12 protein-coding genes are annotated in these 14,657 nt (G+C 71.8%); 4 read left to right on the top strand and 8 right to left on the bottom strand.

The features are described 5' to 3' along the window. Positions 1-31 precede the first annotated feature (31 nt). A complete protein-coding gene (glmS, locus tag ACSP50_RS03695; protein WP_043510792.1) occupies positions 32-1,915 on the bottom strand; it encodes a glutamine--fructose-6-phosphate transaminase (isomerizing) in 1,884 nt (627 codons plus the stop codon). Positions 1,916-2,112: 197 nt separating this feature from the next. Between glmS and ACSP50_RS03690 the strand changes: the two genes are divergently transcribed. Continuing rightward, complete coding sequence (locus tag ACSP50_RS03690) at positions 2,113-2,679, top strand: Putative membrane protein mmpS4 (RefSeq protein ID WP_014687807.1); 567 nt, start codon at positions 2,113-2,115, stop codon at positions 2,677-2,679. Positions 2,680-2,716: 37 nt separating this feature from the next. Further along, positions 2,717-3,847: a pyridoxal phosphate-dependent aminotransferase gene (locus tag ACSP50_RS03685; RefSeq protein ID WP_369793944.1), complete on the top strand. Its 1,131-nt coding sequence runs from the start codon at positions 2,717-2,719 to the stop codon at positions 3,845-3,847. Positions 3,848-3,862: 15 nt separating this feature from the next. Here the strand turns inward: ACSP50_RS03685 and glmM are convergent, their stop codons facing one another. From glmM to rplM, 3 genes are all read right to left on the bottom strand, one after another. Beyond that, positions 3,863-5,218 carry a phosphoglucosamine mutase gene (gene glmM, locus ACSP50_RS03680; protein ID WP_014687805.1) on the bottom strand — a complete coding sequence of 452 codons (1,356 nt, stop codon included), beginning with the start codon at positions 5,216-5,218 and terminating at the stop codon, positions 3,863-3,865. Positions 5,219-5,395: 177 nt separating this feature from the next. Continuing rightward, complete coding sequence (gene rpsI, locus ACSP50_RS03675; RefSeq protein ID WP_014687804.1) at positions 5,396-5,902, bottom strand: 30S ribosomal protein S9; 507 nt, start codon at positions 5,900-5,902, stop codon at positions 5,396-5,398. Between the two features lie 20 nt (positions 5,903-5,922). Further along, on the bottom strand, positions 5,923-6,366 hold the full coding sequence (gene rplM, locus ACSP50_RS03670; RefSeq protein WP_014687803.1) for a 50S ribosomal protein L13: 444 nt from the start codon (positions 6,364-6,366) through the stop codon (positions 5,923-5,925). Between the two features lie 648 nt (positions 6,367-7,014). On the opposite strand from rplM, the gene ACSP50_RS03665 reads away from it, so the two are divergent. Then, positions 7,015-8,139, top strand: coding sequence for a uroporphyrinogen-III synthase (locus tag ACSP50_RS03665; RefSeq protein ID WP_014687802.1), 1,125 nt, complete (start codon positions 7,015-7,017; stop codon positions 8,137-8,139). A 280-nt stretch (positions 8,140-8,419) separates the two neighbouring features. On the opposite strand, the gene ACSP50_RS03660 is transcribed toward ACSP50_RS03665, so the two are convergent. Genes ACSP50_RS03660 through ACSP50_RS03645 form a run of 4 tightly spaced genes read right to left on the bottom strand, consistent with a single transcriptional unit; the run spans position 8,420 to position 12,657 of the window. Beyond that, positions 8,420-9,031, bottom strand: coding sequence for an ATP/GTP-binding protein (locus ACSP50_RS03660; RefSeq protein WP_014687801.1), 612 nt, complete (start codon positions 9,029-9,031; stop codon positions 8,420-8,422). Continuing rightward, entirely contained in the window at positions 9,012-9,374 is a 363-nt protein-coding gene (locus tag ACSP50_RS03655) for a DUF742 domain-containing protein (RefSeq protein WP_014687800.1), read from the bottom strand. Before ACSP50_RS03655 ends, ACSP50_RS03660 begins: the two co-directional genes overlap by 20 nt. Before the next feature lie 50 nt (positions 9,375-9,424). Then, positions 9,425-9,838, bottom strand: coding sequence for a roadblock/LC7 domain-containing protein (locus tag ACSP50_RS03650; protein ID WP_014687799.1), 414 nt, complete (start codon positions 9,836-9,838; stop codon positions 9,425-9,427). Continuing rightward, positions 9,835-12,657, bottom strand: coding sequence for a nitrate- and nitrite sensing domain-containing protein (locus ACSP50_RS03645; protein ID WP_014687798.1), 2,823 nt, complete (start codon positions 12,655-12,657; stop codon positions 9,835-9,837). The genes ACSP50_RS03650 and ACSP50_RS03645 overlap by 4 nt, the downstream gene beginning before the upstream one ends. Before the next feature lie 595 nt (positions 12,658-13,252). Here ACSP50_RS03645 and ACSP50_RS03640 point away from each other — a divergent pair. After that, the gene (locus ACSP50_RS03640; protein WP_014687797.1) at positions 13,253-14,641 is read left to right on the top strand and encodes a hypothetical protein; all 1,389 of its coding nucleotides are present in this window, start codon (positions 13,253-13,255) and stop codon (positions 14,639-14,641) included. Positions 14,642-14,657: the final 16 nt, after the last annotated feature.

Genomic DNA, 14,657 nt, shown 5'->3' with positions numbered 1-14,657 from the left:
GCAGGTGGAGCGGGTGGGGTTGGGGGGTTGGTTATTCGACGGTGACGGACTTGGCCAGGTTGCGGGGCTGGTCGACGTCGTGGCCGCGGGCGGCGGCGATTTCGCAGGCCAGGATCTGCAGCGGCACCGTGGTCATCAACGGGGCCAGCAGGGTGGGGGTGTGCGGGACCTCGATGAGGTGGTCGGCGTAGGCCTTGACGCTCTCGTCGCCCTCCTCGGCGATGACGATGGTGCGGGCGCCGCGGGCGCGGACCTCCTGGATGTTGGAGACGACCTTGTCGCGCATGACGCCGCGGCCGGCCGGGGACGGGACCACGCAGACGACCGGGGTGCCCTGGTCGATCAGCGCGATCGGGCCGTGCTTGAGTTCGCCGGCCGCGAAGCCCTCGGCGTGCATGTAGGCGAGCTCCTTCAGCTTCAGGGCGCCTTCCAGGGCGACCGGGAAGCCGACGTGCCGGCCGATGAACAGGATCGTCGAGGCGCTCTTCAGGTCGCGTGCCAGCGCGCGCACGTCCTCCATCTTGTCGAGCAGCTCACGCAGGTTGTCCGGGGTGCGGCGAAGCCGGGAGACGACCGCGGCGACCTCGTCGGCGTACATCACGCCGCGGATCTGGGCCAGGTGCAGGCCGATCAGGTAGCAGGCGACCAGCTGGGTGAGGAACGCCTTGGTCGAGGCGACCGCGATCTCCGGCCCGCCGTGGGTGTAGAGCACCGCGTCCGACTCGCGCGGGATGGTCGACCCGTTGGTGTTGCAGATGGCCAGCACCCGGGCCTTCTGCTCCTTGGCGTGCCGCAGCGCCATCAGGGTGTCCATGCTTTCGCCGGACTGGCTGATCGCGATCACCAGGGTGGACCGGTCCAGGATCGGGTCGCGGTACCGGAACTCGCTGGCCAGCTCCACCTCGCAGGGGATCCGGACCCAGTGCTCGATGGCGTACTTGGCGACCATGCCGGCGTGGTACGAGGTGCCGCAGGCGACGATGAACACCTTGTCCACGTCCCGCAGGTCCTGGTCGGTGAGCCGCACCTCGTCCAGGATGATCTCGCCGCGCTCGCTGAGCCGGCCGAGCAGGGTGTCCGCGATGGCCTGCGGCTGCTCGGCGATCTCCTTGAGCATGAAGTAGTCGTAACCGCCCTTCTCGGCGGCCGACGCGTCCCAGTCGACGTGGAATTCCTGCCCGGTCGCCGGGGCGCCGTCGAAGTCGGTGATCTCGATCCCGGCCGGAGTGATCAGGACGACCTGGTCCTGGCCCAGCTCGACCGCTTCCCGGGTGTGCTCGATGAACGCCGAGACGTCACTGGCCAGGAAGTATTCGCCGGCGCCGCGGCCGACGACCAGCGGCGAGTTGCGCCGGGCGGCGATCACCGCGTCGGGGACCTCGACGTCGACGGCGAGCAGGGTGAAGGCGCCCTCCAGGCGGCGCACCACGCGGCGCATGCCCTCGGCGAGCAGCGCCGGGCCGTCCTGGCCACCGGCCGCGCGCAGCGCCCGCATCTCGGCGGCGAGCAGGTGGGCGGCGCATTCGGTGTCGGTGTCGCTGCGGAACTCGACCCCGTCCGCTTCGAGTTCGGCGCGCAGCCGGGAGAAGTTCTCGATGATGCCGTTGTGGATGACGGCGACCCGGCCGTCGGCGGACAGGTGCGGGTGGGCGTTACGGTCGGTCGGCCCGCCGTGGGTGGCCCACCGGGTGTGCCCGATGCCGGTGTGCCCGGCGGCGATTCCACCGGCGGCCCGCTCCGCCAGGGCCTTCTCCAGGTTGGCCAGCTTGCCGGCCCGCTTCTCGGTGTGCACCTCGCCGGCGTCGATGACGGCGATACCCGCGGAGTCATATCCGCGGTACTCCAGACGCCGGAGGCCATCGAGGACGATGCTCAAGGCCGGGCGATTGCCTACGTAACCCACGATCCCACACATGCCGGGCAGCGTAGCCGACTTTCGCGCAAACGTCATGCGCAAGAAGCACTCTTACGCGCATCGTACGTGATCGGAAACATAGATCGGCGGGCGGCCGCCGGTGCGGGCGATTGAGCCGTCGGGCGCCGCTGGCGTACCGTCAGAACAGCCCCGGCCAGGCGGGAACGCCCCCGCCCGGGGCGTGGCGGAAGGACGAGATGAGCGATCAGCGCGATCCGGCGCGGGACTATCCGCCTACCGCACAGTTTGCGCCGGTCGGATACCCGCCACCGGATTATCGGCAACATCGGCGCAGCAACGCCCCGCTGATCGCGCTGATCCTGGCGATCACCCTGCTGCTCTGCGGCGGCGTGATCACCACTGTGGTGCTGGTCGCCCGGCGCACCTCGGACAAGGCCAAGGAGACGGTGCAGAAGATTCCGACCGCCCTGCCCACCCCGAGCAGGCTGCCCAAGCTCCCCGCCGGTGGTGACGACGACCACACCAAGCTCACGGTGCGATACGAGGTGAGCGGCGACGGCCCCGCCACGATCATCTACTCGGAGAAACTGGGACTGCCGAAAACGGTCAACGAGGCGAAGCTGCCGTGGAAGATCGCGGTCCGCATGGACGGGTTGTCGTTCGTCTCGGTGTCCGCGCTGCGGCTGTCCCTGCAGGACGGCAGCATCACCTGCAAGGCCATCATCGACGGCAAGACGGTCGACGAGCACACCGCGACCGGTGTCGGCGCCACCGCGACCTGCAACAAGCTCACGTTCAATTAGGGGAGCACGGTTGAGCACGGACCCGCTGGTCGAACGGATGCGTCCGTTCGGGACCACGATCTTCGCCGAGATGTCCGCGCTCGCGGCGCGCACCGGTGCGGTCAATCTCGGACAGGGCTTCCCGGACACCGACGGCCCGCCGGAGATGCTGGCGGCCGCCGCGCAGGCCCTGGCGAGCGGCGCCAACCAGTATCCGCCGCTACCCGGCATCCCGGCCCTGCGGCACGCGATCACCGGGCACGAGCGGCGGTTCTGGGGCCTGACCCGGGACCCGGACACCGAGGTCGCGGTCACCGCCGGGGCCACCGAGGCGATCGCCGCCGCGGTGCTGGCCCTCTGCGAGCCGGGCGACGAGGTGGTCTGCTTCGAGCCCTACTACGACTCGTACGCGGCCTCGATCACCCTGGCCGGGGCGGTCCGGCGCCCGGTCACGCTGCGCCCCGGCCCGGACGGGCGCTACGAGTTCGACGAGGCGCAGCTGCGCGCGGCGTTCGGCCCGCGCACCCGGCTGGCGCTGCTCAACTCGCCGCACAACCCGACCGGTAAGGTCTTCACCCCGGCCGAGCTGGCCCTGGTCGCCGAGCTGTGCCAGGCACACGACGCCGTCGCGGTCACCGACGAGGTCTACGAGCACCTGGTCTTCGACGGGGTGCACGTGCCACTGGCCACCCTGCCCGGGATGGGCGAGCGCACCCTGCGCGTCTCGTCGGCCGGCAAGACCTTCTCCTGCACCGGGTGGAAGGTCGGCTGGGTCACCGGCCCGGCCCGGCTGGTCTCCGCGGTGCTGCGGGTCAAGCAGTTCCTGACCTTCGTGAACGCCTCGCCCCTACAGCCGGCGGTGGCGGTCGCGCTGGGGCTGCCCGACGCGTACTTCCAGGATTTCACCGCCGGGCTGCGCGCCAACCGGGACCGGCTGACGGCCGGGCTGACCGCGGCCGGGTTCGAGGTGTTGCCGTCCCAGGGGACGTATTTCGTGACCGCCGACATCCGGCCGCTGGGCGGGACCGACGGCGTCGAATTCTGCCGTGGGCTGCCTGCCCGCTCCGGTGTGGTGGCCGTGCCCACCCAGGTCTTCTACGACCACCGGGAGGCCGGCCGCCACCTGATCCGGTTCGCCTTCTGCAAACGCCCCGAGGTGATCGAGGAGGCAGTGGCCCGCCTCAAGTGAGGCGGGCCGCACCTGTCACGCGACGGGGCTGGCGGCCCGCACCTCGTCCGCGATGCGGGCGGCGACCGCACCGGCCTGCTCCTCGGTCGCGGCTTCGACCATGACCCGGACCAGCGGCTCGGTGCCGGAGGGGCGCAGCAGCACCCGGCCGGTCTCGCCCAGTTCGGCCTCGGCCAGCGCCACGGCGGCCTGCACGGTCGGCGCGGCTGCGCCGGCTTCCCGGTCGCCCACCTTCACGTTGATCAGCTTCTGCGGCAGCTTGTGCACCACCGCGGCCAGGTCGGCCAGCGACTTGCCGCTCGATGCCAGCTGCGCCATCAGGTGCAGCCCGGTCAGCACGCCGTCGCCGGTGGTGGCGAACGCCGGCATCACGATGTGCCCGCTCTGCTCGCCGCCCAGGGCCAGACCGCCGCCCTGCAGTTCCTCCAGCACGTACCGGTCGCCGACCTTGGTCTCCAGCAGCTTGATCCCGGACTGCTTCATCGCGATCCGCAGACCCAGGTTGCTCATCACGGTCGCGACCAGGGTGTCCTCGGTCAGCGTGCCCGCGTCGCGCATGGCCACCGCCAGGATCGCCATGATCTGGTCGCCGTCGACCACGTCACCGGCCGCGGTGACGGCCAGGCAGCGGTCCGCGTCACCGTCATGGGCCAGACCCAGGTCGGCACCCTCGGCCAGCACCGCGTCGCGCACCTTGTCGAGGTGCGTGGAGCCGCACTCCTCGTTGATGTTCAACCCGTCCGGCTCGGCGTGGATCGCGATCACCTCGGCGCCGGCCTCCCGGTAGGCCACCGGACCGACATCGCTGGCCGCGCCGTTCGCGCAGTCCACCACGACCTTGATGCCTTCGAGGCGGTGCGGGATCGACTCGACCAGGTGCTTGATGTAGTGCTCGGCGCCGTCCAGCAGGTCGTGCACCCGGCCGATGCCGGCGCCGGTGGGCCGCCCGACCAGGCCGTGCCCGTCCGCGACCGCCTTCTCGATCCGCTCCTCCAGCTCGTCCGGCAGCTTCTGGCCGCCGGCGGCGAAGAGCTTGATCCCGTTGTCCGCCATCGGGTTGTGTGACGCGGAGAGCATCACGCCAAGGTCGGCGCCGGTCTGCCCCACCAGGTACGCGACCGCGGGCGTCGGCAGCACGCCGACCCGGACCACATTGGCACCCGCGCTGGTCAGGCCCGCGACGACCGCCGCTTCCAGCATCTCGCCGCTGGCCCGCGGGTCACGGCCCACGATCGCGAGCGGCTGGTGGCTGCTGTCGGCCTCGACCAGGACCCGGGCGGCCGCGACGGCGACCGAGAGGGCCAGTTCCGGGGTGAGCAGATCGCCGTTCGCGAGACCGCGAACGCCGTCGGTGCCGAAGAGTCGCCCCATGGCGGCTTCCTTTCGCCGGTGACACTTACCCCGCAAGCGTGCAACAACGTCGCGTCAGGGCAGGAGTACCGGAACGGCTAGTTGGGGGGAGGGGGGTCGTGCAGAGGCCGCAAAAACCACGGCGGCCGGGTGGTCCTCCCGTTTATCGGAAGGAACACCCGGCCGCCGTAGGAAAAATCAGCGCTTCGAGTACTGCGGGGCCTTGCGGGCCTTCTTGAGACCGTACTTCTTGCTCTCCTTGACCCGAGCGTCACGGGTCAGGAAGCCGGCCTTCTTCAGGGCGGGACGGTCGTCGGCCTCGTCCGCGATCAGGGCGCGGGCGATGCCGAGGCGCAGCGCACCGGCCTGGCCGGTGATGCCGCCGCCACGCAGGTTCGCGATCACGTCGAACTGCTCGGCGCGCTCGACGGTGACGAGCGGCTCGCGGATCAGCTGCTGGTGGACCTTGCTCGGGAAGTAGTTCTCGAGCTCACGGCCGTTGCAGGTGATCTTGCCGGTGCCGGGGACGAGGCGCACCCGGACGATGGCCTCCTTGCGGCGGCCCACGGTCTGGACCGGACGGTCACCGGGACGCGGGGCGCGAACCGGAGCCGGCGCGGGCGTCTCGACGACGACGACCGTCTCAGCGGGCTCCTCGACGGTCTCGACGGTCTCGACGACCTCGGGCTCGATGATGTCGGTCATGCTGCTGCCTTCTCCCGCGCTCACTGCGCGATCTGGGTGATTTCGAACGGCTTCGGCTGCTGCGCGGCGTGCGGGTGCTCGGCGCCCGGGTAGACCTTCAGCTTCTTGATGATCTGGCGCGCCAGCTTGTTGTGCGGGAGCATGCCCTTGACCGCCAGCTCGATCGCCTTCTCGGGGCGCTTGGACAGCAGCTCCTCGTAACCGACCTGCTTCAGACCACCCGGGTAACCGGAGTGCCGGTAGGCGACCTTGGTCTGCCGCTTGTTGCCGGTCAGCGCGACCTTGCCGGCGTTGATGATCACCACGAAGTCGCCCGTGTCGACGTGCGGGGCGAACGTGGGCTTGTGCTTGCCACGCAGGAGAGTCGCGGTGTGGGTAGCCAGGCGGCCCAGAACGACGTCAGAAGCGTCGATAATGTGCCACTGACGCTCGATCTCACCCGGCTTCGGGCTGTACGTACGCACAGAATTACCTTGTCTCGTCGTCGGTCTGGGGGCGCGCGCTGGTCGCGTCGAACTCGACGTCGACACGACGATCAAGCACACCCCAGAGGGAGCGCTCGCCAGCTATCGCACAACAGCAGGCAACAATACCCGGCCGCGCGGCGCGTGGTCAAAACAGGCTGCCCCTGGGTGAATGGCCCGAGGCGGGACCTCAAACGGTATCCAGCATACTCGGTGTCTGAGGTCGTCCTGTCTCGGGTTCACCAACTGGCTCGTGGACGGCTCTTAGCAGGCTCGAAACAAATGGGACGCCACGCCGAAATTCCCCACCGGCAGGCTTCCCGGCATGGCCATCGGTGCGGAACCCCGGACGGCGCGGCCCGGCTCTGGCCGAGGCGACGCGTCAGGGCGCACCATGGAGAGACCACCGTCAGGGTTGAGGACGGACCTGGCGGTGTTCGCCACACCGGTTCGCCGGAGTGGCGAGGAGAAGTCGCGGCGTGCCCCGGACGGAGGCATGGCGAGGACCGTAAGCGTGACATGGGAGCGGGTCTACGCTGAGGACGACGGGACTCGAGCGTGCCCTTCGGTGGACCGCCCGGCCACGCCGCGACTTCTCACTTTCCCATCCCCGGCCGCTGCGGCCCTTCCCCCGCTGTTCGGCGCCGGATGACGGAGCGGATCCCGGCGGCACGACGGTCGGCGCTGGACGAGCCCGCGGCCGTCCTGGCCGGATACACCGTCGGCGTCACCTCCGACCGGCGCCGGGATGAGCTGGCCGCCCTGCTGGAGGGCCGCGGCGCCCGGGTCGTGCTCGCCCCCGCGCTGCGGATCGTGCCGATCGCCGACGACGCCGAACTGCGCGCCGCCACCCGTGCCTGCCTGGACTCACCCCCGGACATCGTGCTGGTCAGCACCGGGATCGGGATGCGCGGCTGGCTGGAGGCCGCGGAGAGCTGGGGGCTGGCCGAGCCACTGCGCGCGGTGCTCGACCGCTCCTATCTGGTCGCCCGCGGCCCCAAGGCGCGCGCCGCGGTCCGTACCGCCGGCCTGCGGGAATGCTGGACCCCGGAGGGCGAGAGCTCCGCGGAGGTGGTCGAGCACCTGACCACCCGCGGCCTCGGCGGGCTGACCGTCGCCCTGCAGTTGCACGGGGAGAGCCAGCCCGAATACACCGAGGTACTGCGCGCGGCCGGCGCCCGGGTGATCGAGTTGCCGGTCTACCGCTGGGCGCCACCGACCGACACCGCGCCGCTGCACCGCCTCGTCGACCTGATCGCCGGCCGGCTGGTCGACGCCGTGACGTTCACCTCGGCGGCCGCCGTGCACGCACTGCTGCGCGCCGCCGGTCCGGCCGTCGATCCGCTGCTGGACGCACTCCGCTCGGACGTGCTGGCCGCCTGCGTCGGGCCGGTCACCGCCGAGCCGCTGCGCCGGCTGGAGATCCCGGTCACGACGCCGGCCCGGGCCCGGCTCAGCGCGCTGGTTCGCACCCTGACCGACGAACTCCCCCAGCGCGCGGTCTCCCTGCAGGTCAACGGCCACGCGATCACGCTGCGCGGGCACGCCGCGGTGATCGACGGCCGGCTGCGCCAGCTGGCCCCGGCCCCGATGGCGGTCCTGCGCGCCCTGGCCACCTCACCGGGCCGGGTCCTGTCCCGCGCCGCTCTCCTGCAAACCCTCCCCCGCCACGCCGACGAACACGCGGTCGAGATGGCCGTCGCCCGCCTCCGGGCCGCCATCCCCGGCATCGTCCAGACGGTCGTCAAGCGCGGCTACCGCATCGCCGGCTAGCTGTGATGTCCGGCCAGGTTGTTCAACCTGGCCGGACATCACAGCTAGCCCCGCCGAGAATTCGTCAGTGACGGAACAGGCCTGACGGCGCGGGCGGTCCGGGGCGGGGGCCGCGTGGCGCCCGTGCCCACCCGCGGATGTCGCCCTTGCGGGCCGGGCGTTCTGGACGCGTCAGCGGCCAGCCCGGCCCGCAAGGGTCCCGGCGGGAGCTACGGTCAGTTATCGGCCGCAGCGCACGACATCTGCATCACAGTCTTGATCTTGATCGTCGAGCAGCGACTCACACGGTCACGCCCTGCTCGTGTTCGGCGACCAGCGTGGTCATGGCGTGCTCGACGACGCCGATCAGAACCGCCTTGACCGACTCGCGGTGCCGGGCGTCGCACATGATCAGCGGGACCCGGGCCGGGATCGCCAGCGCCTCCCGGACCTCCTCCGGCTCGTAGCGCGGCGCGCCGTCGAAGCAGTTGACCGCCACCAGGTAGGGCAGGTGCCGGTTCTCGAAGTAGTCCAGCGGGGCGAAGGCGTCGGTCAGCCGCCGCGTGTCGACCAGCACCGCGGCGCCGACCGCGCCCCTGATCAACTCGTCCCACATGAACCAGAACCGGGTCTGCCCGGGCGTCCCGAAGAGGTAGAGGATCAGATCGTCGGCCATGGTGATCCGGCCGAAGTCCATCGCCACCGTGGTGGTGCCCTTCTCCGGCACCTTGGAGGCGTCGTCGATGCCGGCCCCGGCCGCGGTCATCACGGCCTCCGTGGTCAGCGGCTCGATCTCGGAGACCGCGCCGACCAGGGTCGTCTTCCCGACGCCGAAACCACCAGCGATGACGATCTTCGCGGAGGTGATCTCCGAAGGGGACGCCCCCGCCCACTCAGAGCTTGCGAAGTCCACTCAAAACCCTTCCCAGCAGATCCATCCGCTCCGTGAAGCCACGCTTGGGAGCGGCACTGTGCAGCGCGAGCAAACCGTCGGCGACCATGTCGGCGACGAGGACCCGGGCCACCCCGAGAGGCAACCGGGTCAACGCCGCGAGCTCGGCGAGCGATAGTGCTTTCGGCTCACACAGCGCGGCGATGCGGTACTTGTCGTGCCCGGCGAAACGTGACTCCTGCACGGCCGCCGGGCTGGCGACCAGGACCGCTTCGATCGGGATGTCCCGGATCGGCTCGGTCCGGCCGCGGGTCACCGCGTACGGCCGCACCAGGTTGCCCCGGGGATCGTGCGGCTCACTCATGTCGCGGTCACCTCATCTCCGCCGGGGCCGGGGGCCCCGGCGCTCAGGCTCTATCTGGCGTGGCCGACGGCCTCGCGGGCCACCGGCGACAGGGCGGCGCCGACGCGCTCCACCAGCAGGGCCATCTCGTAACCGACCTGGCCGACGTCGCAGCTGCGCGCGGCCAGCACCGCCATCGAGGAACCGTCGCTGATGGACATCAGGAAAAGATAACCGCTGTCCATCTCGATGATCGTCTGCTGCACCTTCCCGGCGCTGAACATCCGGGACGCACCGTCGGTGAGACTGACCACCCCGGAGGTGATCGCGGCCAGTTGATCCGCCCGGTCCGGCGGCAGATCCCGGGAGCATGCCAGCAACAGGCCGTCCGCGGAGACCGCCACCACGTGCGCGATCCCGGCGATGCTGTCGGCGAAGTTGTTGAGCAGCCAGCCCATGTCCTGCATGGTGGGAGGCCTGGTCACTGTCGATTCTCCTTAGGAGCCGGTGGTGCCTCGGCGGTGCCATCGGTCCGCCCTCGCTGCACCCCACGGGTGTACGCGGACAGCAGTCCACGGACGTCGTCGGGGCTGCGACGATGCTGTGCGCGGGGCGGGTCGGTCACCCCGCCGGGAACGAGCTGCGCCTGCGGGATGCGCTTCGGCAGCCCGGATCGGGTGGTACCGGCGTCCCGCGGGGCCGCGGCGTCGCGGGCCCGCTGCCAGCCGTCGTCGGCCGCGGTCCGCCACCGGTCCTCGAGCGCCGGGCGGGGACGCGGCACCGCCCCACCGCCGGAGACCGGCGCCGCGCTCGCCGCGGGCACGGAGACGGACGCCGCACTCGCCGCGGGCACGGAGACGGACGCCGCACTCGCCGCGGGCACGGAGACCGGCGCCGCACTCACCGGCGCGGTGGCGGGCATCGCGGAGACCGGTGCCGGCGCGTAGCCCGCGGTCGGCATCCCGCGCGGACCGGCCGCCGCCTCCCCCTCGAACCAGCTGTGCTGCATCCTGACCTGGATCGGCGCCGACACCGGATGCACGGACACCGGATGTGCGGACACCGGATGCGCCGAGACGGGCGCGGCGGCCGGGGTGAACAGCGGCGTCGGGGCGGGTTCCGCGCCCACGTCCGGCTTCGGCACTCGGGTGGGCAGCGGCGGCCGGTCCGGTGTCGGCCGCAGGTCCAGGTCGGGCTGCGGGCCGGGCTCGATCGCCGCCCACCGCGGAGCGGCCGGCGCGGTGGGCGCCGGGACGGTACGTACCGGCGGGCGGACCTCCGGCGTAGCACGCTCCGCTCCGGCGATCGCCTGCGGCGGCGGGCCGGGACGTGTCCAGCTGGCCGCGCGTCCCGGGGTGCTCTGCATTCCGGGCAGGACGGTGACCTCGGCCGGCAGGCTGATCTCGGCGATCGTGCCGCCCTCGCGGTGCGGCAGCAGGCGGACCGTGATGCCGTGCCGGGCGGCGAGCCGGGCGATCACCGCGAAACCCATCAGGCGGAACGCGGCCACGTCGACCTCGGCCGGTTCGGCCAGCCGCCGGTTGATCACCTCGAGTTGTTCCGGGGTGATGCCCAGGCCCCGGTCCTCGACCTGGACCACGAGCTGCTCACCGGAGCGCCGTCCGTGGGCCATCACCACCGTGGTCGGCGGCGAGAAGCGGGTGGCGTTGTCGAGCAGCTCGGCGATCAGCCGGACCACGTCGTTGACCGCGGCCGCGGCGACCGCCACGTCGGTGTCGATCGCGCCGAACTCGATCCGGTGGTACTGCTCCACTTCGGACTGTGCGGCGCGCAGCACGTCGACCAGCAGGGCGTCCTCGCGGCGCGGGGCGCCCACGTCGGCGCCGGCCAGGACCAGCAGGTTCTCGTCGTTGCGGCGCATCCGGGTGGCGAGGTGGTCGAGGTCGAAGAGCTTGGCGAGCCGCTTCGGGTCCTCCTCGGTGCGTTCGATCTGGTCGAGTTCGCCGATCATCCGGTCGACCAGCGCCTGACTGCGCCGGGCCAGGCTGAGGAACATCGCGGAGACGCTGGTGCGCAGGGCGGCCTGTTCCGCGGCGACCCGGATCGCCTCCCGGTGCACCATGTTGAACGCCTCGGCGACCTGGCCGAACTCGTCGCGATCGGTGAGCCGGAACGGGTCGCGGGTCTCGGCGACGATCCGGTCGACGCCACCCTCGCCGAGGCTGTCCGCGTCCTGCAGCCGGGTGACCGCGTCGGGCAGGTCGCGGTGCGCGACGGCGAGCGCGCCCTCGCGCAGCATCCGCAGCGACAGGTGCAGCCGGCGGGCGAGGAAGGCGGCGATCGCGATCGCGGCGGTCAGCACCAGCAGCACGACGATGAACTCGACGGTGGCCCGCCGCGCGGCGGCGTCCCGGTCGTACCGGGCGTCCTCGGCGACCTGTCCGTCGAGTCTGCCGCCGGTGTCCTGAAGCAGATCGAGGACTTGGCCGTACGTCGTGGTCAGCTCGTCGGCGTCCACCGACCCGCCGCCGGCAAGCCGGGTGACCAGTCCGTCCGCCTGGGCCACCACGGGGTTCGACAGGGTGCTCTCGACCAGGCCGATCTGGTCGCGGTCGGCAATCTGCCGGAAGTCGTCGAGCGCCGCCTGCCGGGCGACCTGAGCGCCGATCAGCTCCTGTTGCTGGGCCGCGCCGAGCTGACGGGTGGCCTGCACGACGTACCCGGTGGCCTCCTGGTCGGCCACCGCCTCCTGGATGCGGCCGAACGCGGCGAGCCCGCGGAGACCGTCGGCGACCGTGCCCGGCTCGGCGATCTGGACGACCACGTCGTCGAAGTCGAAGATCTGGTCGAGCGCCTGGTCGTAGCGCTGGGCCATGGTGACGATCGGCAGGTCCTTGCGGGCCTCGACCGCGCCCCGGATGTCGGTGAGCGTGCCGAGCTGCTCCTGGATCAGCCGAAGCCGGTCGGCAACCCGGGCCGGGACGTCACCGAGGGCGGTGCGGTGCGCACGGAAGGTCCGGATCTGGGTGTCGACCGCCTCGGTCGCCGTCCGGAAACGGTCCGGCGCCGCGCCGGTGTCGGCGAGGAACGCGGCGGCGGCCATCCGCTCCTGGTGCAGCAGCCGGCTCAGGCCGGAGAGGTCGGTGCCGATCCGGGTGAGGTCGGCGACCCGGCCGGCGTCGGACGCGGTGCCGCGTACGTCGATCAGCCGCACCGAGGCCAGCGCCAGAGCGGCCACCAGCGGAATGACCATCAGGCCGGCGAGTTTGGTGCGGATCCCGGCGTCGCGCGACCAGGAGAGCGGACCACGTCGCACAGGCAGGCCCGAGGATCCCGTGCTCACGACATCTCCTTCGCGGTAGTCCCGCTTCGCTGGGCACCCTTTTGCCGGGCACCCGGGAATGTCGCGGCGGCGAGCGGGGCCCGCGGTCCGTCCCCGATCGGCACGCGTAGCAAGGGTCGTGCCGTTATCGGCACGGCGGCGATTTCATCAGACCCTCTACCGTTTTGGGAAGCCTGGATCCTCCCGCAAACATCCCGGCTGTCCGAGTGATAACCGCGCGCGACAACGAACGGCCCCCGCAACAAACGCTTTGACGTGCGCGAATGGTTCATGCGTGACCGCCGGCGCGGTTCCGGCCCCGGAACAGCTTCAAGATTCCAACCACTATGTGAGAGTCCCGTCCCGCGCCTGAGTGCTGAGCAGGAGTCTCACGTTCGCAAGCTTTGGCACGACGCAACGGACATGCTGTCCGCGTCCGCCCAGTGTCCACTCTGGAGGCAGCGGCCGGCAACCCATCCGTACGTCGCCCCGGGGTGACTGAGCGTCACGGAGCTTAATCGACGTACTTCGATAGGGAAGATCCAGACTTTAGGCCGCCTTAAGAAGGGCCGCTCCCACTGGCGTACCGGCCGCCGGATTACGTAACGTGCGCGGCATGGCATTTCGGAGCTGGGTGAAGCTGCTCGCCACCACCGCCACGGCAGCCGCGGTGGTCGGCGCCGGCCAACTCGGCATCGCCTACGGCCTCGGCATCGTGCGGCTCGACCGCGTCCTCGACGTCACTGCGCGTGATCAATGGACCGCCCATCTGGCCTGGGTCGCCTGGATCACGATGACCGCCGCCGCGCTCGGCGCGATCGTCGGCACCGGCATGCGGGCCCGCTGGCTGCCCCACCCGGCCGGCGCCGGCGGCGCGCTCGCCACCGGACTCGCCGGCGGCCTCGGCTCCCTGGCCGTCCTGCCGCTGACCATGCAGCCGGCCCGAGCCGCGCAGGTCGCCGGGGTGCAGCCGGTCTTCGTCATCGGCGTGGTCGCCGGGCTCGGCGCCGCGGCCGGCATCTTCGCCGGCTGGGCGGCCGCCGCCAAACCGGCCGCCCGCTGGAACGTGGCCACCCTGAGCGTGCTGATCTGGCTGATCGCGCTGGTCACCATCGGGCCGTCGCTGCGAGCCGGGCACACCCCGCCCGCGGTCCGGCTCGGCGTGCTCGGCGGCAGCCTCATCCCGGCCGCCGTCAGCGCGCACACCGCACTCCTCACCATGCCGACCCTCGCGCTGCTCGCCGGCCTGGTGATCGGCTCCACCGCCCGCGGGCGCAGGATGTCGACGCTGGCCGCGGGCCTCGCCGGGTTGGCCGGCCCGGCCCTGCTCACGGTCGCCTACCTGATCGCCGGGCCGGAACTGAAAGCGGCCGGATTCGCCGACGACCCGTACTGGGCGGCGATGACCGCGTGCGGGGCCGGGGTGCTCGGGTCGGTCCTGGCCGCCATCGTGCGGGGAAACCCCGCCCCCACGGAAAGCGCGGACTCCCCCGCGGAGACCGCGTCGCTGCCGAAGCGGGACGTCCCCGCCCGGTCCGCGATCGCCCAGGCCGCGGCGGCCGCCGCCGCGCGGCGCCCGGAGGAACAGGTGCGTCCTGCCGACACCGGGGTGATCCCGGCCGGGCAACCCGGGACGCCGGACAACCCGTTCTCCGGCGGCACCGGCAGCCCGTTCCGATCCGGGACGCCGTTCCCGCCGCAGCCCGTGCCGACCCAGGCGCCACCGCAGGCTCCGGCACCGGAGAAGGCGCCCCGCTTCTCCGGGCAGCAGCCGACCCCGATCGCCACCGGGCGCGGCGGCTGGCGCGGACGCCGCTCGACCCCGGCCCCCGCATCCACCCCGGCGCCGGCCGCCGACTCCTTCAACGGTTTCGCCGCGGCCCAGCCGCCCCCTTCTCCCGCGCAGCGCGGACCGGTCGTCGAGCCCACCTCGATCAGCAGTCCGCGCCGGTCCGGCCAGGAAACGGACTATGTCGACTGGGTGAGCGGCCTCGGCGGCCAGTAAATCATTCGTAAACTCC

This window comes from Actinoplanes sp. SE50/110, assembly GCF_900119315.1.
Taxonomy (GTDB): Bacteria; Actinomycetota; Actinomycetes; order Mycobacteriales; family Micromonosporaceae; genus Actinoplanes.
Note: the sequence above shows the minus strand (reverse complement) of the source record. Positions and strands in the feature narration are given on the sequence as shown.